Genomic DNA, 25,278 nt, shown 5'->3' on the forward strand with positions numbered 1-25,278 from the left:
ATTTAATTTCCTTCCGTTATGCATTCAAAGGAATAACGATGAAGGAAATTAAAGGACGCTTCTGGATCGAAGACGAGGGCATTCCTCTTTTGGGGGAAGGTAAAATCGTTTTGCTGGAAACTTTACTAAAAGAGAATTCTATTTCCAGTGCAGCCAAGGCAGTAGGTATCTCTTACCGAAAAGCTTGGCGATTACTGGAGGAAATGAATAAGCTGTCAGAGGAGGCGGTGATTGAAAAATCGACGGGAGGTAAAAATGGCGGTGGAACAAAGGTAACGGCCAAGGGGATGCAGTACATCCACGAATACCGTAGTTTTCAGAAGCAATTTCGATCATTTTTGAAAGCAGAAAGTAAGGAGCTGCAAAAGCGAATAGAAGCTGCTCCATCAGAAGCAGTTCAACAAGAAATAAAAGCTATTTATGAGGAATAGTATAGCCATCAAGCGATCTTGTCTATGGGGCCTATTGGGATGTTTCTATCTGTTGGGGTGCTCCAAGGAAAATAAACAAGAACTGTTGGTCGCTGTAGCCGCTAGCAACTTTCCTGTTATGCAAGAAATCGCTAGACAGTATCCTCACAAGATCACGCTTGTACAAGGGGCTTCCGGACAACTGTATACGCAGATACAGCAAGGCGCTCCTTATGACGTATACTTGCCCGCCGCTGAAAGCTATGCAGAACGGTTAGCTCAAGAACGAAAAAGTAGGTCGACACCCGTTAGGCTATCGACCAATCGGTTAACTGGGTGGAGTACTTCTCCTGCACTTTGGAGTGCCCTAATTGAAGGAGATACCACAAAACTGCAAGGAGTTTCTATTGCGATGGCTAATCCACGCACTGCGCCTTTTGGGGAGCTGGCAGTAGCATACTTGAAAGCCAAGGGATGTTATCATTTCCTGGAAAAGCAATTGGTCTACGGGCAGAGTATTGCTCAGGTCAATCATTATATCAAGAGCAGGCAAGTCACCGTTGCTTTCAGTAGTCAATCATCTGTACCACAACTGGGGTCGGAAGCCTTATATACACATTCGTGTGAAAATCATTTTTCAATCTCACAGGCAGTATTGCCGCTGAACGATAAAATACAAACGAAAGATTTTGTCACGTTTCTGCAATCGTCTGTCGCTCAGAATATCTTTAGGGAATATGGATTTGAAGTCGTTAACTAAATGGATTATACGCCCTTTCTATTAAGTCTTAAACTCAGTGGCTGGAGTACCACTATCTTATTATTCCTATCCATCCCTATAGGGTATGTGATGGCTTTTCGTCCTTTCCGGGGAAAAGCCATCCTTGAGGCCTGCCTTAACTTACCGATGGTCTTGCCTCCTTCCGTGCTAGGGTTTTATCTTCTATTGCTTTTTCGTCCGGAAGGGGTTATCGGAACATGGGTAGATCAACTGTTGGGCATATCCCTTGTGTTTTCTTTTGAAGGGCTATTGATAGCCTCTGTGATCTATGGCTTACCATTTATGGTGGGACCTATACAATCGGGCTTTCAGCAATTGCCTAAAGAATACCGGAACATGGCCTTTTTATTGGGACACAGCAGCTGGAAAACATTACTATACGTCTTACTTCCTGCCATACAACTGCCTTTACTCACAGCTATCGGTATTACCTTTGCCCACGGTATGGGGGAATTTGGATTGATCCTGATGTTAGGAGGCAGTATTCCCGGAAAAACCAAAGTAGCTTCTATTGCCATCTTTGAGGAAGTCGAAGCCTTAAATTACGATACGGCCCACGAGTATGCCTTGCTATTGCTCTTACTGTCTTTCTGCATTCTACTTTTGATTAATGTATTGAAACGTCGCGATGCCCTTTCACTTCCTATTCCTTGGTCTCATGTTTTAAGAAAAGAAAAAAGGACTATACTTTCTCTTCCTAAAAGAACTTATCATCGATTATCTGTTGACTTTCAGATACATTACACGGCACAAACCATTACCCTAAAAGAAGCCTTTAACACCAATGAAATCACCGGTATATCAGGCCCCTCTGGAGCTGGAAAAAGTACGTTACTCTATGCGCTAACCGGTTGTCAAAGCTTACACCAAGGGAGTATTGAAGACGAGCAGCAACACTATTGGAGTAGCAATAAAACAGTGCTTCTCTCCCCTCAAGATCGACATTTAGGGGTTGTGTTTCAGCAATACGCCCTTTTTCCCCATATGACGGTAGAGGAAAATCTACAGTTCAGTAAGTACTTTCTTTCTGAATACTATGAGGAAGTGATAGAGATCCTGGAAATTAAACCCTTCCTGAAGCGACTTCCCCGACAACTCTCCGGAGGACAGCAACAGCGGGTGGCTATAGGAAGGGCCTTACTGTCTGGCCCTTATTACTTACTTCTGGACGAACCATTTGCTGCATTAGATGAGCGACTGAAAGAAAAGGTAGCCCTATACCTGAAATCGTATTGTCAAAAGCGAAACATAGGTATGCTACTCATCAGTCATGACAAAGCCCTTCTTCAGACGCTTTGTGACCGTCATTTGCAAATTGAAAATGGTCATTTTTCACAACCTTATCCCCCATTAACGGCATGAAAATCATAGGCATTGTACTCGCCGGAGGAAAAAGCTCCAGAATGGGAACAGACAAAGGGTTACTACCCATAGGCAAAGAAACATTTGCTAGTCATATCGGCAATAAACTAGAACAATCCGGATGTTCTCAGGTCATTATTTCTACCAATAATGAAGCCTACAAATCATTGGGATACCCATTGATTCAAGATAGACATCAGGAGATTGGTCCTTTAGGGGGATTGCATGCCTGCATGTTGGCTTATCCTGCTGAGGGGTATATGGTGGTGAGTTGTGATAGTCCCTATATCAGTGTAAGTGCTCTTCAAAAAATGAAAGCGCTGTTTATACAAAAGCATCATAGTATTATAGGGATAAATGAAGAGAGGGAACATCCTTTAATTGCTTGTTATGCTGGAAGTGTACTGTCTGTTATTGAAAAGCAAATTGAAATAGAAAATTATAGAATGAAGGACTTAATCAAGAAGGTAATGGTAGATTACTTATCTATTCCTTCTGAGGAAACATTCAACTGCAATACTCCTTCGGACTTAAAATTGAGCGTAGACGCTCAAACGATGCTTGGGTCGTAGCGTGGACGCTACGACCAGTGTCTACCATTGCTCAACAGCACGAAGTGCTACTCAACGGGCGCAGCCCACTCAACCAGCCGCGCAAGCGGCCTCAACAAACTGCTTATGAATGAACTAAATATCTTATACTTTGGCATGCTTACCGATATTACTGGCTGCCAGAAAGAGTCTTTTCAGATAGAAGGGAATACACCTATCTCTGAGCTTAAAATACTTCTTGAAAGCAAGTATCCTCCATTAAAAGAGGTCGAATATAAAACTACCTATAACCGCACCTTGGCAGATGACAACCTTCCGATTACGGATGATGCGGAGATTGCGCTGCTACCACCCTTTTCTGGAGGATAAAAACAGTGAACAGTGAACAGTGAACAGTGAACAGTGAACAGTGAACAGTGAACAGTGAACAGTGAACAGTGAACAGTGAAATTACTTATTGTGGACATACAATTCAATTCATCGAAGGTGAAAATCCAAGATAAAACTCAACTCACCGAAGGTGAATCTCAACAAAGCGAAGCTTTACTCAACCAGCCGCGCAAGCGGCCTCAACATCTCTGCAAATGAAAAAGAAGAAGAAAGTATTTGTACAAGGAGCCATTGCTCCGGAGTTTATTGCTGAATCTATTGCCAAGCATCAAACCAAAACTACGATTGGTGCCCATGATATCTTTTTGGGACAGGTACGTGCCGATGAAATTGATGGAAAGACTGTGCAAGCAATCGAATATACCACCTATGAGGAAGTTGCCGAAAATGCCCTGCATGAGATACGGGAGGCTACTTTTGAGAAGTTTACGGGGCTGACTTGTATGCATATCTATCACAGTTTGGGCACGGTAAAAGCCGGGGAAATCTGTCTGTTTGTATTTGTATCCTCGGGACATCGTACAGAGGCTTTTGAAGCTTGTCAGTACCTAGTGGAACGCATCAAGAAGGAAGTTGCTGTTTTTGGAAAAGAAATTTTTGAAGATAATTCCTATACCTGGAAAGAAAATACCCCTGCCTAATGGTTGATATCACTCATAAAAACAATACCCTGAGAACAGCCGTAGCCGAGGCTACGGTTAAGGTAAGTCATCCGGATACCATTGCTGCCATCCAAAACCGACAGGTTCCTAAAGGAGATGTACTGGAAATGGCCAAGACTGCCGGGCTATTTGGTGTAAAAAGAACCTCTGATGTTATTCCTGACTGTCATCCACTTCCTATAGAATATACCTCTGTAGACTATGAGATTGAAGGACTGCAGGTACGCATCATTATGACCGTCAAAACGATCTATAAAACAGGAGTGGAAGTAGAAGCTATGCACGGTGCTTCCGTGGTTGCCTTAACGATGTACGATATGCTAAAGCCTATCGACAAAGGCGTAGAGGTGCAAAACATCCGATTGGTGAAAAAGAAAGGTGGGAAGTCCGATTTTAAAGATCAATTTAAAAATGATCTACAAGCAGCAGTCATCGTCTGCTCCGATAGTATCTCAGCAGGAAAGAAAGAAGATAAAGCAGGTAAAGTCATCTGTGAGAAACTACATACCTATGGGGTCCAAGTTCCAGCCTACTTTGTGATTCCTGACGACAAGGAAGAGATTCAGCAACTCACCAAAAACTTCCACGCAGAAGGGATGGACCTGATTATCTTCACCGGAGGTACAGGACTATCGCCAAGGGATAATACCCCAGAGGCGCTTGAACCTTTATTGGAAAGACGTATTCCGGGAATGGAAGAAGCTATCCGCAGCTATGGTCAAGACCGTACCCCCTACTCCATGCTTTCCAGAAGTATGGTGGGAACTATAGGAGAAACCCTAGTGATAGCCCTTCCGGGATCTACCAATGGGGCTAAGGAGTCTATGGATGCGCTCTTTCCTGCAGCCTTGCATATTTTTCGAGTGTTTTCTGGGGCTCGACATTCTTAACTGTTGAATCGTTGAATCGTTGAATTGAGCTTCGCTCGTTGATTCGAGTTGAACCGTTGGTCGAACATTCGGTTCCAAGAAGCTTATCAAATTTAACCCTTTGACAATGCATTGATTAGAATTGAAAATATTGAGAAGTAGATCAGTCAACAAATCAACTCGAATCAACGAGCGAAGCTCAATTCAACTCACCGAAGGTGAAATTCAACGATTCAACAATAGCTATTATTATTATGCTGAAAGATCAATTTAACCGAACTCACAATTATCTCCGTATCTCAGTAACTGATCGTTGTAATCTTCGATGCTTTTACTGTATGCCCGAAAATGTGGAATTCTCTCCTCAAGAACACTTGATGAAAGCAGAGGAGCTGGAAAGTATTGCCAAAGAATTTGTACAGTTGGGTGTCAACAAAATACGGATCACAGGAGGAGAGCCTTTTGCCCGTAAAGACATTGGAGCTATACTCCTTCGGTTAAGTCAACTGCCGGTCTCTTTGCATATGACCAGTAACGGCGTTTTACTTAAGAAACACCGTCAAGCGATATTGGATAGCGGTCTGAAAAGCATGAATATTAGTCTGGATTCTCTGGATGCCAAGCACTTTAAGCACATCACTCGCAGAGATGATTTTGAGGCGGTGATGGATAATATCGCTTGGTTATCCACTACGGCTATTCAGCTTAAACTGAATATTGTACTGATGAGAGGTGTAAACGACCACGAGATTGAGGACTTTATTGATTTTGCTATACAGCAAGGAATCTCTATTCGTTTTATTGAGTTTATGCCTTTTAAAGGGAATCAATGGTCCATGAAAAAAAGGATGTCTCATGAAGAAGTCGAAGCCCGTATCTTTGATTATCTGGGAGACCGGGTTCAACCTTTGCCACATCTTCCCCATGAAACTTCCAGAAACTATCAGGTGGTAGGTTCTGATGTGTCTATCGGACTGATTAGCACCGTTTCCAAACCTTTCTGCGCCGATTGCAATCGCTTGCGTTTGACTGCTGACGGCAAGCTGAAAAACTGTCTTTTTTCCCAATCGGAAAATGACTTGCTTACGGCCCTCAGAAATGGAGAAGCCTTATACCCTATTATTGCTGATAGTGTCTACCATAAAAAGAAAGAAAGAGGTGGAGAGGATTTTGGAGAAGAACAGCATACCGAGAATAACCGAAGTATGGTAAGAATAGGGGGGTGAGGTATAAGGTATAAGGTAAAAAGTAATAGGTATAAGGTAAGAGGTAAGTCCTTGCCTCAGGGTACAATGTCGTCAACTTAAGCTAAGTACTGGTCCTAGCGTCCTCGCTAGGACCTCAAACATTATTTGAGCGTTACGCACGGCATGTAATGCTCAAGCTTATAAAATGGGAGCGTCTCGCACGGTCTTTAGGACGAGGGGCCACAAAAGAATAGTAACACTGATTTTATAAACACTTTTTAGTCGATAAAATCTGAACTCTTTCACCAGGCATATCAAAATAAACGAATCACTAATCACTAACCCCTAAAAAATGATGTCTGATCTGCAGAAGAAACTAGGACAGTGTGAAATACTACAAAAACTAATTTCTAATCTAATTTGATCTCTTAAACTTGTATATTACTATCCTTTGAATTTAAGCCTAAAAATAGAATGAAAAGATTTTTTTTAATTTCAATAATTCTCTTTCAAGCCATTCAACTATTGGCTCAAGACGACTCTTCAGATGCTCTTATCAAGAAGAAAATAGGCAAAGAACAGGATGTTCATGTCTACTTGCCCGAAGGCGATCTATCACTGGCTGAAAAAACCATACAACAGCCTATCTTAACCTTCAACGAGTTTTTACTCTACCAATATCGTGATGAAGAAATCATGACAGCCGTACCGATCTCTGCTCCAGACTTAGAAGGTAGCGCACAGATTTACTTTGGTGATTTAGTAGCCGATCAGTATTCCTACGCTGCATTACTAAAAGACCAAACAACACGCCAAAAAGAGCTCATTATTTATATGGAAAAAAGCACCCCGAGGGCACATATCAATTACCTGATGGCACAACTCAAAGAGCTGAAGCGTATTGAATCTGTTGGCTTTGCTTTTCATGGAAAAAAAGAAAATAAAACAATCTATGGAGTAAAATTTTTCCCTACTGAGCAACTTACCAAAGTGGGTGAAAAAACGTTTGAAGAGTGGGTCGCTGCTGGCTTTGAACTCCAAAAAGCCAATGCGGTCATGCTTATAATACCCGACGGAAAATAAATCTATTTTTCACTTTACTACTCCCTTAATCTTACACTTTCATGATCTCTGTAGAAGAAGCTAAATCACTAATACAACAAACTATTTCACTGACAGCAAACCATAAAAAAGTCACCCTGATAGATGCTTTGGGAGAAATCCTCGCCGAAGATCTCTACGCTCCTATTGCCCTCCCTCCTTTCCGTCAATCGGCCATGGATGGGTATGGAGTACGGTTCGAGGACCTTTCTCATCAAGGTGATTTTACGATACAGGCTATCGTACCGGCAGGTTCTACTGAAAAGGTAAAACTGCAGGCGGGAAAAGCAGTGCGTATTTTTACTGGAGCACCTGTACCGGATGAGGTCGATACGATTATCATACAGGAAATGGCTGAGGAAAAAGATGGAAAGGTTGCTTTTGAAGATCGACCTTACCGTATGGGGCAGAATATTCGTCCGGTTGGAGAACAGATCGAGGAGGGCGATTTTGCGGTTAAAAAAGGGCAACGATTGACTCCGGAAGTCATCAGCTTTATTGCTTCCCTAGGGGTTACTGAGCTAGAGGTCTATCAAAAGCCTTCCATAGGTATTCTAGCCAATGGCGACGAGTTAATGCCTATTGGTTACCCCTTATCCTATGGACAAATCTACGAAAGCAATACCATAGGACTAAAGCATGCGCTACATCAGGCAGGTTATACTTCCACGGAATCCTATCATACGCTCGATATCCAAGAGGAAGTCATACAGCGCATCAAAGAAGCAAGCGAAAAACACGACTTTTTATTGCTCTCTGGCGGAATTTCTGTAGGGGATTATGACTATGTGGGAACAAGCCTTGACTATTTAGGTTGTGAGAAAATCTTCTATAAGGTCAAGCAAAAACCCGGCAAGCCTTTGTTCTTTGGCAAACTGAACGACTGCTATGTATTTGCCCTTCCAGGCAACCCTGCCGCTGCCCTTACCTGCTTCCATGAGTATGTATACCCTGCCCTTAATCAATACTGCGGGCTAGGCTTCCAACAGTTACAAACCATTAAAGTCCCTATAGCTACTGAATACCATAAAAAAGGCGATCGTGCCCAGTTTCTGAAAGCTACACTTAGGGATGGCAAAGCACATCTGCTCCAAGGACAAGCCTCCTCTATGCTCAGGGCTTTCACGGAAGCATCGGGGTATATCTATATTCCAAAAGAGCAGGGGATAACTAAGGAGGGGGAATTGGTAGAGGTCAGGCTATTGTTGCGATAGCAGATTCATACAATAGAAGGTGAAATCTAAATAATTTTTAAATTGAAAAATTGGAGTTAACAAGTGTATCTCTTATTATTAATTTTCATTTTTTTAATTGATAATTTTTTAGATAATGATCTTCCCTAAAGCTAAAAAAATAGCTCGAGAACTAGGCTGGCATAAAACAAAAAATGGCGTTTTTGGACTTTACAAAGAGTATCTTTTTGAGATCACAGATGCTAGTATTTGGAGTAGCCCACAACATAAACTTGTGACGATATCTTTTGAGGAGTTACCTGAGGAGAAGCGATTTGCCATTAGTGAGAACCTACACTTACATAAAAAAGAATTAAAATTCACTGCTTATGACGTTCGTCAAAATGGTATTGTTGTTCAGTTTATAGAGAATTTCAGATACACTAAAATAGCTACTGTTTATCATTTAATGGATCATATCGTTTCATTATTAAATGAGTATGAGGTTCCAACACATAAGGACTGCCAAAGTTGTCATTCAACTTCTCAATTAGGCTTTTATGAAGTTGAAAATGGCGGGATGCACCTATGTAAAACTTGCTTCACAAAACATGAGAAACATATAGACCTTGCCATACAAGCAACAAACCAGAAAAGAAAAAACTATTTATCAGGTTCTGTTGGAGCAGCGTTATTTTCAATAATTGGAATTATCGCCTGGGTCTTTGTGGCCGTTTACCTCGGTTATCTAGCCTCCGCAATGTCTATAGTCATCGGCTATTTGGCTTTAAAGGGCTACGATTACTTCAAAGGTAAGCAAGGTAATTTAACGAAGTATATCATTGTCTCCATTAACATTGGAAGCATCGTAATAGCCAATCTCCTCACTGTATTAGGAATACTAATGAATGAAGGATTTCAGCTCACAGAAGCCATTGAAATCTTTCAAATGAATTCAGAAGTTCAGAATTTACTCTACAGTAACCTCGGATTATCCTTTGTACTCGCATTTTTTGTTTGGGTCAGCTTCTTTGTCTCCTTAAGGTATAAGATGCCTTATATCCGATTCGCTGAAAAAGTTTAACACTATTTACCCCATAGGATTACGTAGGGTTATACCTGCAGGTATGACCCTACGTAATCCTATGGAAATATATTTTTAACTTAATTGGCGCTCCAGTTCCTTCAGGTAATATCGAGTAGGAGGATGAATTACTCCTCTCACCACAATCACCCCGATAAACATCAGAATCATCGCATAAGAAGCTCCTCTCAGGATAGGGAAACCAGGCACCAGCGTCAATACAATACCGAGAACAATCAGCATACCTACTATTATCTGGTACAAGACAAATGCTTTTACCCTTCGTTCTATCCTGCGGTACTCTTCCTTTAGTAGTTGTGGATCATTGGAAGCTATACTGTCCACCGCTCTCTTGTGACGAACATTACAAATGTACCGATAGTGAAAGCCCCTCAACAACATGATGAAAGTGAGTATACCCGCAGTCTTGTAAAAGCCTTCTGCCACTAGTGTGTCCGGTCCAAAAAATCGTGCGCCTATTGCCAGAAATAGTAATAACCCAGCCATCCAGTAACAACCTTCTGCTAATTTTTTCTGTGCCTTGATATGTTTGTCTAGTCGATATAATACCTCTTTCATAACTTTGCTGCTTCATTCCAAAGGAGTTCTTCATACCATGGTTGAATCGTTGAATCGTTGAATTTCACCTTCGGTGAGTTGATTCGAGTTGAACTGTTGATTGAAAGATATAATAACACTCAACCAACAATTCAACTCGAATCAACGAGCGAAGCTCAATTCAACTCAATACGAAGTATTGAAATTCAACGATTCAACAACGGTATAAACAAACGCTCCGCCTCATCTATTATAACAAGCTGCCTATAAAAACCGTTGCTCAGCTTGCTTTCCCTGCGCTGCTAACACATCAAAATTATTGCCAATAGAAAAAGGTCAGTGCAACCAAACACTGACCTTGCTAACACAATCTATTTACAAAAATCAACCATCTCTTAGTTAATAACGACCTCAGTCACATACTGCTCAAAGATTTCCTTGGCCTTCGCTAATTGCTCTGGCGTATTCTCTGGCGTATCTTTTAGCGGGTATTCTTTATCCAAATGTTCCCATTTGTGTATACCCAGCTTGTGATAAGGTTGTATTTCCAGCTTTTTAAGCTGCTGATAGGACGCAAAGTGTGCGCCCAGTTCATGCAAGTGCTTGGGATCATCGGATAAGCCCGGCACTAGTACATATCTTAACCAGAAAGGCTTCCCTTTTTCTTCCAGGTGCTTGGCAAAAGCCAATACCTTTTCGTTGGGCCTTCCGGTAATCGTCTTATGAATCGCACTGTTGATATGCTTGACATCCAGCAATACCAGATCAGTATACTCCAATAATTCTTCTACATGATGATTAAAAATATAACCATTCGTGTCCAAACAGGTATGTAATCCTTCTTCCTTCAATCGCTTGAATAACTTCACCAATTGTCTCGCCTGCCCACAAGGTTCTCCACCGGATACGGTCACCCCTCCCCCATTGGAGAAGTAAGGCTTCATATGGGTAGCTTCCTGTACCAGACTTTCAATGTTTTTCACTGTTCCTTCCTGATACTTCATGGTATCGGGATTGGCACAATAGACACATTCAAAAGGACACCCTTGTACGAAAATCACAAAGCGAATGCCTGGTCCATCGTAGGTACCAAAGGATTCTAGTGAGTGTATCTTAAGGGTATCAACGTTGTTAACGGTGATCTTGGGAGTCGTAATTGACATAGATGTAGAGCGTTGAAGGTAGTAGTATTCGTTGGATGTCGTTTGTTTACTATGGTAATGTTGAATCGTTGAATCGTTGAATTTCACCTTCGGTGAGTTGATTCGAGTTGATTTGTTGGCTGAGTATTAGTATACCTTTCAATCAACAGTTCAACTCGAATCAACGAGCGAAGCTCAATTCAACTCACCGAAGGTGAAATTCAACGATTCAACAATCAATTGCTAGATTTTTTCGAAGAAGCTTCTTGACAATACTTCTAGCTGCTGCTCTCTCGATAGACGAACAAAGTTCACGGCATATCCGGAAACACGGATCGTCAATTGAGGATACTGCTCTGGGTGCTCCATCGCATCCTCCAGCAACTCTCTGTTCAGAACGTTCACGTTCAAGTGATGCGCTCCTCTGTTGAAGTATCCATCTAGGATCGCTGTCAGGTTATTTACCCTAACGTTGGCATCAGGTCCTAGTGTCTTAGGAATGAAACTCATCGTATTAGAGATCCCATCCAGGGCATCATTGTAATCGATCTTCGCTACAGAGTTCAAAGAAGCAATCGCTCCATGTGTATCTCTACCGTGCATTGGGTTGGCACCCGGTGCAAAAGCAACTCCTCTCGCTCTACCGTCAGGAGTAGCTCCGGTTTTCTTACCGTATACTACGTTAGAAGTAATGGTAAGGATAGACATGGTAGGCTCTGCGCCCTTATATGTCTCGAAAGATTTCAACTCATTATTAAAGTGTGCCGTGATATCCTTGGCGATCATATCCACACGGTCGTCATCGTTACCGTAGCAAGGGAACTCACCATCGATTTTATAATCTACTGCCAAGCCATTTTCATCCCTTACTGGCGTTACTTTTGCATGTTTGATTGCTGACAAAGAGTCCGCTACAATAGACAAACCTGCGATACCGTACGCTACGTTCACTTTAGGATCTGTATCTACGAAGGCCATTTGCGCTCTTTCGTAGTAGTATTTGTCGTGCATGTAGTGAATGATGTTCATTGCATCAACATATACCCTAGCCATCTCCTTCATCGCCAGGTTGAAGTTATTCATCACCTCCTCATAGTTCAGAGACTCTCCTGTCAACGCAGGAATTCCTTCAATTACCTGTACCCCTGTGTTCTCGCAACGTCCGCCATTGATCGCCAACAATAATGTTTTTGCCAGGTTACAACGTGCGCCGAAGAACTGAATCTGCTTACCGATTTCCTGGTAAGACACACAACATGCGATACCGTAGTCATCCGCACAACGCGTCTCACGCATTAGGTCATCGTTCTCATATTGGATAGAAGAAGTATCCACAGATACCTTCGCACAGAATTTCTTGAATCCTTCCGGCAACTTGTCAGACCATAGCACCGTCATGTTTGGCTCTGGTGATGGGCCTAAGTTGTAAAGTGTTTGCAAGAAACGGAAAGAAGTCTTGGTCACTTTTGGCGTCCCGTTCATATCCAAACCACCAATCGCTTCCGTTACCCAAGTAGGGTCCCCTGCGAAGATCTCGTTATAAGCATCCATACGAAGGTGACGAACCATACGTAGTTTCAAGACGAACTGGTCGATCATCTCTTGTGCCTGCTCTTCAGTGATCACTCCTTCCTGAAGATCTTTTTCGATAAAGATATCCAAGAAAGTAGATGCATTACCCAAAGACATGGCCGCTCCATCCTGCTCTTTTACAGCTGCCAGGTAAGCCATGTACAGCCATTGTACAGCTTCTTGTGCGTTCGTCGCTGGGCGGTTCAACTCAAGACCATAGATCTTACCTAGTTCGATAATCTCTTTTAGCGCCTTGATTTGCTCACTCACCTCTTCTCTTAGACGAATGCTATAATCATTCATTGGGCCGTCAACTTTCTCAAGGTCATTTAGTTTTTCCTCGATCAAACGGTCTGCACCATAAAGTGCCAAACGACGGTAATCACCAATGATTCTTCCCCTTGCGTAGTTGTCTGGCAAACCAGTCAAGAAACCAAGGGATCTATATTTTCTAACTTCTGAAGTGTAAGCATCAAACACTCCATCGTTATGTGATTTTACATATTTAGCGAAAAGCTCTTTTACTTTAGGATCTAGCTGTACACCGTGCTCGGCACAAGCTTTCTCCACTACACGAGCACCTCCGTAAGGCTTGATGGCTCTTCTAAGTAATTCATCCGTTTGCAATCCTACGATTACCTCGTGATCTTTAGAAATGTACCCTGCAGCATGAGAAGCAATTCGTGAAATGGTAGAAGGGTCTATCGAACGTACACCTCCATTACTCATCTCTTCTTTCACTGCCTCCATACAAAGGTCATAAAGCACTTGGGTTTTCTCAGAAATTCCACTCAAGAATGACTCATCCCCATAATAAGGTGTAATGTTATTCACTACAAAATTCCTTACATCAATGGCTTTATTCCATCTTCCTTCTACAAATGGTTTGACTTCTGCGATCATTTTCGTTTTCGTTTAAAAATTAAAATGGTTGATTGTTTGCTGTTTTTGTAATTCAAAAGTCCGCAATTAATAACACCGCACAAGTGATAATACCCCTTGGAAAATGGTGATTGTGATCATCTGATAACGATCATATTATACATTGACAACCGTCACCAACCCCCTATTCCTAAAGTGTTTGATTTACGATAATTACTTATGCTTATCGGTTATCGGTTATCGCTTATTGTTTAATTAGCTTTGAATAAATAACTGTCATACTGTGAACTAGCTTTGTTGAACCGTTGAATCGTTGAATTCCACCTTTGGTGAGTTGATTCGAGTTAAATCGTTTATTGAATTCAGTCAACAGTTCAACTCGAATCAACGAGCAAAGCTCAATTCAACGATTCAACGGTTCAACAAAGCTGTTGGGTAGTATGACGATTATTTTTCAATCTTAGTTAACCGATAAGCGATAAGCCATAAACCAAACATTCTCTACCGTAGCGAACATGCAAATTGCCTGCTCCTGCTTTTAGATACCTTAAAAAGACTTTACTAAAACCATTCTATTCTTATGACTGAAAAAATCAAAAACCGTTGGCTCATCGCAGCCTCTGCCGTGGGCATTCATATTTCTATTGGCGCTGTTTATGCTTATAGTGTTTTAAAAAAGCCTTTGCTAGAAGAAATAGGCTGGGAATTTAAGCAAACAGCCTGGGCCTTCAGTATTGCGATCTTATTTTTAGGGCTTTCTGCTGCATTTCTAGGACGTTTGGTAGAACGTATAGGCCCAAGAAAAAGTGGAATGCTCTCCGCTTCTTTTTATGGCGCTGGCCTTCTATTAGCTGGTTTATCCATTCAATTGGAAAGTGTTTATCTTTTTTATCTAGGCTATGGTGTCATAGGAGGTATAGGTTTGGGCGTTGGTTATATCTGTCCTGTATCTACCTTGGTTAAATGGTTTCCTGACCGTCGAGGACTGGCTACTGGACTGGCTATCATGGGATTCGGGTTTGGTGCGCTGATTGCCAGTAGCGTCATTCAATACCTGATTGGAACCGTTGGATTGTCCTTTACTTTCTACATTTTAGGAGTTGTATATTTTACAGTTATGATGAGTTCTGCCCAATACCTGGCCCCTCCACCAGCCGGATGGGTTCCTGAAGGATTTAATGCAGAAGCCAATGGTCAACCCGTTAAAATAATTAAAAAAGACCTTGCACAGCTGACTTCTATAGAAGCCCTCAAGACAAATCGCTTCTATTACCTGTGGATCATGCTGTTCATTAACATCACTTGTGGTATTGCTGTGATCTCTGTAGCAGCTCCATTATCCCAGGAAATTGCAGGCCTTACCGCCTTGGCTGCAGCTGGAATGGTAGGTGCTATGGGACTTTTCAATGGATTGGGAAGAATAGGTTGGGCCAGTTTCTCGGATATCATCGGTCGTCCAATGACATATACCCTTTTCTTTGCCGTACAGATTGTAGCCTTTTTCTTGCTACCACAAACTACTAATGCTTACCTATTCCAAGGATTGGTATTCTTAATTTTGACCTTCTACGGTGGAGGGTTTGCCTCTATCCCCGCCTATATTGGAGATGTCTTTGGCACCAAAAATCTATCTGCCATCCATGGAAATATATTGACCGCATGGGCCGCTGCCGGCTTGGCGGGACCACAGTTAGCCGCTTATGTGCGCCAAACCACTGGAAGCTATGCGCAAACACTATACATTTTTGCCGGGCTTTTCGTAGTAGCGCTAGCAGTATCTATCTTAATACAGTTTGATATCAAGAAAGTGAAGAAAAGACAAAAGATGGAAGCAGACAGAAAAGAACTGGAGCAAATTTTGGAAGATCGATATAGTGAGTTGGGAGAGTTAGAGCACGCTGAAGCGTAACCTTTTTAATTTTCAATTATTAATTTTCAATTTTCAATGTGTATTAAATGAAGATTGAAAATTAATAATTGAAAATTTCTCACTCTTAATTCTTCAACAACCTGAACTGTTGTTGCTGATTCACTGACAATATATAGATACCCTCTTGAAGGGAAGAGATATCCAGCCTGTCCATATTTTCAGCTTTCAAAACACATTTCCCATTCAAATCATGCACCTCCCATGAAACACTATTTTTTTCTCCTTTCAGGTAAATATAGTTTGAGGCCGGATTAGGGTATATACTATCATTTTGCAACACCTCCATTAGGTCAGAATATAAAACCAAGTCCTTACTGTAGTCAACAGATAAAAACTGTATCCCACCGGTTGATAATAGCGCTCCCTCAAAATCAAAGAAAGTGATGTTTTCCCAATGTGACCCTGTTCCCCATAACGTTTGACAAGGTGTCGACACCCAGGCGGGTTCCCAATAAATCACCCCCAAGCCTCCTCGTTGATACACTTCTGTTGTCAAATCTATCATATACTGTCGCTGTACTTTTGGAGATGGTGCATCATACCCTGGCGCTGATTCATTCATCACATTTCCAGCACTTTCCTCTACGCCTTCCTCGGTCCAGGGATGTCCTGTTTCCACAATCATAACATCCTTGCTATAGGTCGCTTTAAGGTGATCAATAACCTCCCCTAACTGCTGAATATTATACTCTGAATGCCATTTGGGATAATAAGATATTCCAATGATATCAAAATTGGTAAGTCCCTTACTCACTGCTTCGGAAAACCACCACTTTACATCTTTAGGGCCTGCGACATGAATCACGGTCTTCGGCTGAATGGAGGATTTTGCTCCAGCTTCTTTTGTTGCTTTGATTCCTTCCTTCATCAGAAAAACCATACGGTCAAAGTCAACCGGATACAATTCTTCTCCTTCTTTGACCATGATATTCCCATTGGTCTCATTTCCTATTTGCACCAGTTCTGGCATCAGTCCTTCCTGATCCAAGGCCATCAAGGTTTCATACGTGTAATCATATACTTTTTGGCCTAGTACTTCTACCGTCTCTACGTTTTCCCAGGCTGCCGGAATATGCTGTTTCTCAGGATCTGCCCAAGTATCAGAATAATGAAAATCCAACAGTACCTGCATTCCTTTCTCTCTGGCCCTACGAATGCTTTTCTTTACATCTTTCAGGTTGGAGTAATTGGTCCAATCCGGAGTATGCCATAATCTTATCCTCACCAAATTGGCTCCATGGTCTGCAAAAATTTGATAGGGATCTTTTGCTACTCCATTCTCTTTGTAAACAGCCCCACAATCCTCCATTTCATTCACATAGGAAAGATCTACTCCTTTATAGAATCCTTCCTGTGCGGCTAAGGGCATGGCAATACATAGTACCAATCCCAACAGGATATGTTGATAGTATTTTTTCATTTTCAATGATTTTTAATGATTAATTAACAATTGGAGTATTAGAAGGTATCTACAAAAAACCTATTGTATAGTCTTTAGCTGTTGTATGATATCTGTTTAAAGACGCCATGTAATGGGTTATCGCTTATTGTTTATAAATGATAACCATAGACAGCGACAAGTTTATCTCAAGTTATAGTATACCACATATTGAAAATTGATAATTAATCATTGATAATTAAAAGCTCCGCTTTCATCCCTTTTCCCTTCACGGTCAAGAAAACATCTCCTGACTCTCCTTCTTTGGACTGCAGCGTTACTACCAATTTCCCATTAAAGGTTTTCATCTTTGGTAAGTGAAACATCTCCAGAGAAGTAGGATCACCATTACAGACTGCCTTGAAGCTACCAGCTCCTTTGACTGAAAACGTTAGAGGAATGTTGGCTGTAGGGCAAGGATTACCCTCTTTATCCACTACGGTCACCGTCACATAGCTCAAATCTTTTCCATCGGACTTTAGGACTGTTTTATCTGCTTCCAATAATAAACGATGTGGTTTACCCGCTGTTCTAACCTCTTTCTCAGCAACCGGCTTATCATTGTCATCATAAGCAATCACTTTCAGTACTCCTGGCTCGTACTGCACATCCATCCAGCGCAACCTATAACGATCCAAACGAGTCGACGGATCTTTTTCTCTTGTACCCAGACTCTTTCCATTCAGGAATAATTCGGCCTTTTTATAATTGGTATAGACAAATACAGGCGTAACTTCTCCTTCCCTGCCTTCCCAGTTCCAGTGAGGTAAGATATGCAAGGTCTCCTTTTCAGTATTCCAACGGCTTCTATACAGATAATAACGGTCCTTAGGAATCCCGGCCAAGTCACAGATCCCAAAATAAGAGCTTCTGGAAGGCCACTCTTCATTATAAGGAGAAGGTTCTCCCAGGTAATCAAACCCTGTCCAAACAAACTCTCCCAATACCCAAGGTTGATCATCTTGTAAGATAAAATCATCCTCCGGAATATTAGACCAGGAACAAGCTTCCAAGTCATAAGAAGAAGAATGCATATCGGAATACTTCTTGGTTTTATATTCTTTTACAGGGAATTTATATATACCTCTGGAGCTTACGGTAGAAGCCGTTTCTGATCCCAGAACAAACCCTTGAGGGAAACGCTCGTAAGCTTCCTCATACAAATGGGTCCGATAGTTTAAGCCCGGAATATCCAGAATAGCTCCAAATCCGCTCTCCATGACGGCCTTTACCTGATCCATACCTACTGTAACGGGGCGTGTAGGATCTTCCTTATGAAACAAATCCTGTAACCATCTAGCCCTTTTCACTCCTTCCGAGCCCCATTGATCCGGCACCTCATTACCCGCACTCCACATGACAATAGAAGAGTGGTTTTTAGTCGCCCTTACCAAATGCTCTACATCTATTTTCGCCCATTCATCAAAAAAGCGATTATAGCCATTTTCTACTTTTGGCTTCTTCCACTCATCAAAGCTTTCTGCGATCACCATCAAGCCCAGCTCATCACAAAGTTCCAGTTGCTCGATTGACGGCATATTGTGGGCGGTACGTATGGCGTCCGCTCCCATCTCTTTCATGATTAATAGTTGCCTCTTTAAGGCTGCACGGTTGACCGCAATACCAATAGGACCTAAATCATGATGAAGGCATACCCCTTTAAATTTTCGTCGCTGTCCATTAAGTTCAAATCCCCTTTCAGCGGTGTAGGAAAGACTACGAATTCCTACACGCTCCACCACTTCATCCGTTTTCTCTCCATTGCGATAAACAGCAGTTACCAATCGATACAAGTTGGGATGTTCTGGACTCCATAAGTTTGGTTGATCTACGGCAATAATCGTTTCAAACTCTCCTTCAAAGGACAGTACATTACCACTTTCAGCTACTAATATCCCCTCCTGTGTATACAAAGCTACACTCAAACTGTCTACCGTACCTACCGTCTGTGCCTTCACCACTACTTTTGCCTTTTCCTCACTGACATAGGGTGTAGTTACAGTTGTACCCCAATGTTCAATGGCATTTTTACTTTTCGTAATCAATTTCACTTTACGGTAGATCCCAGCCCCAGGGTACCAGCGAGAGGATTTTGGCTCATTATGCAAACGAACCGCCAGTATATTTTCCTGTCCCGGACGAAGGTGTTTCGTAATATCAAAATAGAAATAACCATACCCATAAGGGTGCTCTCCAATATACTCTCCATTCAGATATACCTTGGCCTCACTCATCGCACCATCAAAATGTAATAGTACCTGCTGCTGCTCTTTATTGATTTCTTCTGCCTCAAATGACAGTCGATACCACCCCGTACCTATATAAGGCAAAGCGCCCGTTCTGCCTGACTTTTCCGTTGCCTTCTCCTCTCCATCCTGTACAATGGCTACGGTCTGCAGATCGATGCTTTTATCAAAAGGTCCTTTTATAGCCCAATCGTGAGGGATTGTCACTGACTCCCACTTTCGATCATTATAAGAGACTTCCATTGCCTCTGGAAAATCTCCTTTCTGGAACTTCCATCCTTCCTCAAGGGGACGTTCTATTCTTTGTCCGTAAGTAAAAGAACTCATTAACAATAAGGTTATAATAAATAGTCTAGTTGTCATATCATCGTTGCTAGTTAGTTTATAAAAGATATTTGTTCATAGTGTTTAATTGAGCTTCGCTCGTTCATGATGTTTAGTTGAGGTCATTATTTTTTGAAAGCTTCGCTTTTATAGAGTAACCCTTCGACTATATGTAAGAAACACAGTCATTGAACATACAAACAAAAAACTCAACTAAACACTATGAACGAGCGAAGCTCAATTAAACAGTATGAACTTGCTTTCGTACGTGCTGTTCCCATAACCAAGCCGTACGCACCATTTCTTCCAATCCTTTCTCAGCCTTCCAGCCGAGTACTTCATTCGCTCTTTGGGTATCTGCCCAGATCTGCTCCACATCCCCTGCTCTTCTTTCCACAAAAACATAGTTCAAGGCTTGTCCACTTACTTTTTCAAAGGCCTGTATCACCTGCAATACCGAGCTGCCAGTGCCTGTTCCCAGGTTAAAATACTCATAGGCATCCTCTCCGTTATGATCCAACATGCGTTCTGCTGCAATGATATGAGCATTTGCCAGATCCACTACATGAATATAGTCCCTTACACAAGTACCGTCAACGGTATTGTAATCTTTTCCGTATACCTTTAGCTGCTCCCTTAACCCGATAGCAGTTTGGGTGATAAATGGCAGTAAGTTCAAAGGAACCCCTTTAGGTAACTCTCCAATCAAGGCAGACTCATGCGCCCCCACTGGATTAAAATAGCGAAGAGAAATTGCTTTTAACCCGGGATGTGCCTTCACCGTATCCCTCAAAATTTCTTCCCCAATCTGCTTAGTATTGCCATAAGGCGATAAAGCCGGCTTTACGGGTTCTTCTTCCGTCACTGGAAGTTGTTTTGGCTGTCCATATACGGTACAGGAAGAAGAGAATACGATATTAGGCACTTTATAGGTTCGCATAGCAGACAACAGATTTAACATGCCCCCTATATTATTTTCATAATACTCCAATGGCATTCCTACCGATTCACCTACTGCCTTGGAGGCTGCAAAGTGAATGACTGCTTTTATATCTGTATGACTTTGAAAAACTTCTGCTGTTCTTTCTTTGTCCCTTAGATCTACATTTTCAAAAGTTGGACGGACTCCCGTAATTCTTTCGATCCCATCCAACACCCCATATTCAGAATTCGAAAGGTTATCCAGTACCACCACCTCATAACCTTTTTGCTGTAAGGCAACTACCGTATGGGAACCGATATAGCCAGTTCCTCCTGTTACTAGTATTTTTTTCATGATTGTTTGTTTTGGAGAATGACTACAAGGGGTGTCCTTGCCTATTAGGGGACGACCACAAGGGGCGCCCTTACAACCCTTGCCTGAGGCAAGGATTTACACCCTATCCAAGTACTGGTCCTAGCGTCTTCGCTCAAGTTTATAGAACAGGAGCGAGGACGCTCCTATTATGGTTTTGATCTTTGCGAGGACGCAAAGACCAGTTACAGTCTACAGAGGCAAGGGCCTACTACCCCCTATTCTTCATTATTAATTCTTCATTCTTCATTAACTCTACCACCACAGGGTATAGATCGCAGCCACTGCTCCAAACAAAGCAATAGACGTCACATTAAATCCTTTGGAGGTTTTGAATAGGGTGGTATCAATATTAAATCCTTTTGCCTCTGCACTCTTCTCTACTTTGCTAATCACGATCATAATCAGGGAAAGCACTAAGAAGTTGATACCCATTTGGTCGATAAATGGCATACCTTTGAATAGTACATTGTCTACCATAAATGAGATTGGAATAGAAGCAATGGCAGTTGCCAGTGCACCATTGGCGGTAGCTTTTTTCCAGAACAAGCCGAACAGGAAGATCACTACGATTCCCGGACTTACATATCCCGTATATTTCTGGATAAACTGAAATGCCTGATCCAAAGTTGCCAACTGAGGAGCTACGACTATCGCAATGATTAAGGCCACAACAGAAGCCAAACGTCCTACGGTTACCAACTTTCCTTCCGATGCCTCTTGATCGGCAAATTGCTTGTACAAATCAAGTGTGAAGATCGTAGAGATACTATTGATCATAGAACTCAATGAAGATACTACTGCTGCAATCAGTGCTGCGAATGCCAATCCCTTTAGTCCTTCCGGTACAAAAGTGCTCAATAACCAAGGGTATGCCTCATCCGCTTTCCCTAAGTCTGCTTGCAAGGCAAATGCTGCGATACCAGGAACTACAACAATCAGAGGAAGAATGACCTTCAGAAAACCTGCGAACACAATTCCTTTTTGCCCTTCCTGAATATTTTTGGCTGCCAAGGCTCTTTGGATAATATATTGGTTACATCCCCAATAACTTAGGTTCGCAATCCACATTCCACCAATCAATACAGAAATACCTGGAAGGTGCTCATAGGCTGGATGATTGCTATCGAGAATCATATCAAACTTCTCTGGTGCCTTACTCAATAGTGCGGTAAATCCATCCCACATACCATTGTTAGCCCCTACAGCGTCCAATGCCAGATAGGTAGTTATCAATCCTCCTCCAATCAGGAAGATCACCTGAATCACATCGGTCCAAGCAACGGCTTTCAGTCCTCCATAAATAGAGTATACTCCAGAGAACAATGCCAATGCAATGATGCCATATACCAAAGGAACACCCATAATCGTTTCCAGTGCCAATGCACCCAAATAAAGAATGGAGGTCAGGTTGACAAACACATATAAGAAGATCCAGAATACCGCCAAACTGGTTCTCACTCGATTATCAAAGCGACGTTCCAGAAACTGTGGCATGGTGAAGATTTTCTCCTTAATGAAAATAGGCAGGAAGAACTTCGCTACCAAGATCAACGTAATCGCTGCCATTAGTTCGTAACCGGCGATACCCATCCCAATCGCAAAGCCAGAACCGGACATTCCAATAAATTGCTCTGCTGAAATATTGGAAGCAATCAATGAGGCTCCGATGGCCCACCAAGGCAAGGATTTGCTCGCCAAAAAGTAATCTTCTGTGTTTTTGGATTCTCCTTTCTTGTCTCTGGAAACCCATAAACCTACGCCTATAATCAGCAAGCAGTAGGCAATAAATACGATATTATCAGTTAGTGTAAATTGCATGTTATTTGTTATTTATGACTTGAAACTCATCATGTTTTCCTTATAGTGTACCGGAGAAAGCACTCTCAATCGCTCTGCCGCCTGCTCTGGCGTAATATCCCTTTGGGCATTGGCGAGCATCTCATACCCTACCATAAATTTCTTCACCGTGGCAGAACGCAATAAAGGCGGATAGAATACCATATGCATGTGCCATTCTGGATACTCTTTTCCATTGGAAGGAGCCTGGTGTATACCCGCGGAGTAAGGGAAAGAGATCTCAAAGAGATTATCGTACATAATGCCTAACTTCTTATAAGCGGCGGCAAAACTATCTTTTTCTTCTTCGGTCAGGTCTGTGATTCTGGCGATAGGTCGCTTTGGCAAAAGCATCGCCTCAAAAGGCCATACTGCCCAGAAGGGAACGACTGCCATAAAATACTCATCTTCAAAAAGTACTCGTTCCTTCTTCTGCTGCTCCACCTTGATATAATCGGAAAGCAACGTTCTTCCGTGTTCCTTCCAATACTTCTTTTGCATTTTCATCTTCTTGGCAGGCTCATTTGGAATCGTTTCCTGCGCCCAGACCTGTCCGTGTGGGTGAGGGTTGGAGCATCCCATCACGGCTCCTTTATTCTCAAAAATCTGTATGTAATTAATGAAGTCCTTGGCCCCTAATGTTTCATATTCTTCACACCATAGGTCTACCACTTTCCTGATTTCCTCTACTTCCATTTCAGGAATGGTCAAGTCATGACGAGGAGAAAAACAAATCACACGGCTTATACCTCTTTCGCTTTTGGCCTTTAACAATCCCATACCTTCTTCTACAATGCCTTCTGGTGTATCTGATAAGAGGGAAGAGAAGTCATTCGTAAATGCATAGGTATTCTTATAATCCGGATTAATATCTCCCGTCACTCTGGTATTTCCGGCACATAAGTAGCAAGAAGGGTCATGAGCCGGACGTACCTCCTCCTCTGCTTTCTCTACCTGCCCTTGCCAAGGTCGTTTTGCCCGATGCGGAGAAACCTGCACCCACTCATCGGTCAATGGATTATAGCGTCTGTGAGGGTGCTCATCAAAGGCAAAATTAGGCTGTTCAACTGCCCATTCAGTAGCCTCGGCTCCATTCCCAATTACCACCGTATAAGCCTCCATGGCTATGCCAAATTCTTTTTCATAGGCTGCTGATATCTCCTCTATAAATGATGAAACCTGTGACTCTTCCACCAAGTTAATCGTACAGCCGCCAAAGCCACCTCCCATCATTCGGGCACCCAATACATAGTCTTTATTTCTAGTTTGCTCCACCAGAAAATCCAGTTCCGAACAGCTCACTTCATACTGCTTGCTCAAGCCTTCATGGGAGGCGTAAATCAATTTCCCTAAAGCATCATAATCATGCGCCACCAAACGCTCACAAGCTTGCTGTACCCTGTTATTCTCTTCCACAACATAAGCGCAACGTTGGTAAATCACCTCTTCCATTTCGGATTGATGTGCCTGTAGCAACTCCATAGAAACGTCCCTAAGACTTTCAATGCTGCTATCATACTGCTTTAAGATACTCACCCCTTTTTCACATTGCTCTCGACGAGTATTATACGCTGAGGATGCCAGTGAATGGGCCACTTTCGTATTACATAACACTAGTTTATATCCCCTCAAATCAAAGGGCACATACTCAAACTCCTTGCTACGGCAATCGAGTTTCATGACGAAATTTTCCTTTCCAAAAGAAGAAGCAAACTGGTCCATGATCCCACATTTCACGCCTACATAATGGTGCTCTGCATACTGCCCGGACAAGGCAATATCCCACGTACTCAACCCTCCTTCAAATAATTGGTTCAATCCTTCTGCCAAGCTACATTCCAATGCTGCCGAAGAAAACATTCCCGCTCCCAGCGGTACATTGCCACTAAAGGCGAGGTCATATCCTTCCAGCTTTACCCCTCTATCTTTCAGAGCCACCATTACACCTATAATGTAATTCACCCAATGTCCATGACTTCTTGCCTGTAGATCATTCAACCCAATCGTTTGTTCTTCCTTCAAATCAACCGCATAAGCTCGCACCTGATCCTGTCCATTTTTGCGTAACGCAAAGGCAATTCCCTTATCTACTGCTGCTGGCAATACAAAGCCATCATTGTAATCGGTATGCTCCCCGATAATATTGATTCGTCCCGGAGAGAAGCTGACCCATTCCGGTTGCCCGAAACGTTGGTTTAGTTCTTTTGCTACAAGCTCTTTTATTTTCATATGGAATTTGATTGTTAATCGTGGAATGATACAATTGGTATCTTTTGCCAAGGTGACGGATATACCCGTGGCACAATACCGTCAACTTAACTGAATAGTAGACACTGGTCTTTGCGTCCTCGCGAAGACCAAAACATAATGGGAGCGTCCTCGCTCCTGTTTTATAAGCTTGAGCATTACATGCCGTGCGTAACGCTCAAATAATGTTTAAAGTCCTAGCGAGGACGCTAGGACTAGTATTTAGCTTAAGTTGAC

The 25,278-nt window shown here is 42.2% G+C and carries 20 protein-coding genes; 12 read left to right on the plus strand and 8 right to left on the minus strand.

The window, feature by feature from the left end:
• The first annotated feature begins 38 nt into the window (after positions 1 to 38).
• From ABD985_RS06795 to ABD985_RS06845, 11 genes are all read left to right on the plus strand, one after another.
• Positions 39 to 431, plus strand: a complete 393-nt coding sequence (locus tag ABD985_RS06795) for a winged helix-turn-helix domain-containing protein (RefSeq protein ID WP_345370325.1) — start codon at positions 39 to 41, stop codon at positions 429 to 431.
• Positions 421 to 1,170, plus strand: a complete 750-nt coding sequence (gene modA, locus ABD985_RS06800; RefSeq protein ID WP_345370327.1) for a molybdate ABC transporter substrate-binding protein — start codon at positions 421 to 423, stop codon at positions 1,168 to 1,170. The genes ABD985_RS06795 and modA overlap by 11 nt, the downstream gene beginning before the upstream one ends.
• Positions 1,171 to 2,553 (plus strand): molybdate ABC transporter permease subunit, encoded by a 1,383-nt coding sequence (gene modB, locus ABD985_RS06805; RefSeq protein WP_345370328.1) that lies wholly within the window; start codon positions 1,171 to 1,173, stop codon positions 2,551 to 2,553.
• Entirely contained in the window at positions 2,550 to 3,125 is a 576-nt protein-coding gene (gene mobA, locus ABD985_RS06810) for a molybdenum cofactor guanylyltransferase (RefSeq protein WP_345370329.1), read from the plus strand. The genes modB and mobA overlap by 4 nt, the downstream gene beginning before the upstream one ends.
• A gap of 105 nt (positions 3,126 to 3,230) precedes the next feature.
• A complete protein-coding gene (locus tag ABD985_RS06815; RefSeq protein WP_345370331.1) occupies positions 3,231 to 3,473 on the plus strand; it encodes a MoaD/ThiS family protein in 243 nt (80 codons plus the stop codon).
• A gap of 215 nt (positions 3,474 to 3,688) precedes the next feature.
• On the plus strand, positions 3,689 to 4,135 hold the full coding sequence (locus ABD985_RS06820; protein ID WP_345370332.1) for a molybdenum cofactor biosynthesis protein MoaE: 447 nt from the start codon (positions 3,689 to 3,691) through the stop codon (positions 4,133 to 4,135).
• Positions 4,135 to 5,046, plus strand: coding sequence for a bifunctional molybdenum cofactor biosynthesis protein MoaC/MoaB (gene moaCB, locus ABD985_RS06825; protein ID WP_345370334.1), 912 nt, complete (start codon positions 4,135 to 4,137; stop codon positions 5,044 to 5,046). Before ABD985_RS06820 ends, moaCB begins: the two co-directional genes overlap by 1 nt.
• Before the next feature lie 233 nt (positions 5,047 to 5,279).
• Positions 5,280 to 6,251, plus strand: a complete 972-nt coding sequence (gene moaA, locus ABD985_RS06830; protein ID WP_345370336.1) for a GTP 3',8-cyclase MoaA — start codon at positions 5,280 to 5,282, stop codon at positions 6,249 to 6,251.
• A 435-nt stretch (positions 6,252 to 6,686) separates the two neighbouring features.
• Complete coding sequence (locus tag ABD985_RS06835) at positions 6,687 to 7,295, plus strand: hypothetical protein (protein ID WP_345370337.1); 609 nt, start codon at positions 6,687 to 6,689, stop codon at positions 7,293 to 7,295.
• A 41-nt stretch (positions 7,296 to 7,336) separates the two neighbouring features.
• On the plus strand, positions 7,337 to 8,527 hold the full coding sequence (locus ABD985_RS06840; RefSeq protein WP_345370339.1) for a molybdopterin molybdotransferase MoeA: 1,191 nt from the start codon (positions 7,337 to 7,339) through the stop codon (positions 8,525 to 8,527).
• Positions 8,528 to 8,642: 115 nt separating this feature from the next.
• The gene (locus tag ABD985_RS06845; RefSeq protein WP_345370341.1) at positions 8,643 to 9,569 is read left to right on the plus strand and encodes a hypothetical protein; all 927 of its coding nucleotides are present in this window, start codon (positions 8,643 to 8,645) and stop codon (positions 9,567 to 9,569) included.
• A gap of 75 nt (positions 9,570 to 9,644) precedes the next feature.
• Here the strand turns inward: ABD985_RS06845 and ABD985_RS06850 are convergent, their stop codons facing one another.
• From ABD985_RS06850 to pflB, 3 genes are all read right to left on the minus strand, one after another.
• Entirely contained in the window at positions 9,645 to 10,148 is a 504-nt protein-coding gene (locus ABD985_RS06850) for a hypothetical protein (RefSeq protein ID WP_345370343.1), read from the minus strand.
• A 374-nt stretch (positions 10,149 to 10,522) separates the two neighbouring features.
• Positions 10,523 to 11,377 carry a pyruvate formate-lyase-activating protein gene (pflA, locus tag ABD985_RS06855; protein WP_345370345.1) on the minus strand — a complete coding sequence of 285 codons (855 nt, stop codon included), beginning with the start codon at positions 11,375 to 11,377 and terminating at the stop codon, positions 10,523 to 10,525.
• Positions 11,378 to 11,512: 135 nt separating this feature from the next.
• The gene (gene pflB / locus ABD985_RS06860; RefSeq protein ID WP_345370347.1) at positions 11,513 to 13,744 is read right to left on the minus strand and encodes a formate C-acetyltransferase; all 2,232 of its coding nucleotides are present in this window, start codon (positions 13,742 to 13,744) and stop codon (positions 11,513 to 11,515) included.
• 559 nt (positions 13,745 to 14,303) lie between these two features.
• Here pflB and ABD985_RS06865 point away from each other — a divergent pair.
• Complete coding sequence (locus ABD985_RS06865) at positions 14,304 to 15,632, plus strand: L-lactate MFS transporter (protein ID WP_345370349.1); 1,329 nt, start codon at positions 14,304 to 14,306, stop codon at positions 15,630 to 15,632.
• 85 nt (positions 15,633 to 15,717) lie between these two features.
• On the opposite strand, the gene ABD985_RS06870 is transcribed toward ABD985_RS06865, so the two are convergent.
• From ABD985_RS06870 to ABD985_RS06890, 5 genes are all read right to left on the minus strand, one after another.
• The gene (locus tag ABD985_RS06870) at positions 15,718 to 17,073 is read right to left on the minus strand and encodes a T9SS type A sorting domain-containing protein (RefSeq protein WP_345370351.1); all 1,356 of its coding nucleotides are present in this window, start codon (positions 17,071 to 17,073) and stop codon (positions 15,718 to 15,720) included.
• 203 nt (positions 17,074 to 17,276) lie between these two features.
• The gene (locus ABD985_RS06875; RefSeq protein WP_345370353.1) at positions 17,277 to 19,664 is read right to left on the minus strand and encodes a glycoside hydrolase family 2 TIM barrel-domain containing protein; all 2,388 of its coding nucleotides are present in this window, start codon (positions 19,662 to 19,664) and stop codon (positions 17,277 to 17,279) included.
• Between the two features lie 238 nt (positions 19,665 to 19,902).
• Positions 19,903 to 20,937: a UDP-glucose 4-epimerase GalE gene (galE, locus tag ABD985_RS06880; protein ID WP_345370355.1), complete on the minus strand. Its 1,035-nt coding sequence runs from the start codon at positions 20,935 to 20,937 to the stop codon at positions 19,903 to 19,905.
• Between the two features lie 273 nt (positions 20,938 to 21,210).
• Positions 21,211 to 22,776 carry a sodium/sugar symporter gene (locus ABD985_RS06885; protein ID WP_345370357.1) on the minus strand — a complete coding sequence of 522 codons (1,566 nt, stop codon included), beginning with the start codon at positions 22,774 to 22,776 and terminating at the stop codon, positions 21,211 to 21,213.
• 12 nt (positions 22,777 to 22,788) lie between these two features.
• Entirely contained in the window at positions 22,789 to 25,023 is a 2,235-nt protein-coding gene (locus ABD985_RS06890) for a UDP-glucose--hexose-1-phosphate uridylyltransferase (RefSeq protein WP_345370358.1), read from the minus strand.
• Between the last annotated feature and the right edge of the window lie 255 nt (positions 25,024 to 25,278).

The organism is Algivirga pacifica (assembly GCF_039543525.1).
GTDB lineage: Bacteria > Bacteroidota > Bacteroidia > Cytophagales > Flammeovirgaceae > Algivirga > Algivirga pacifica.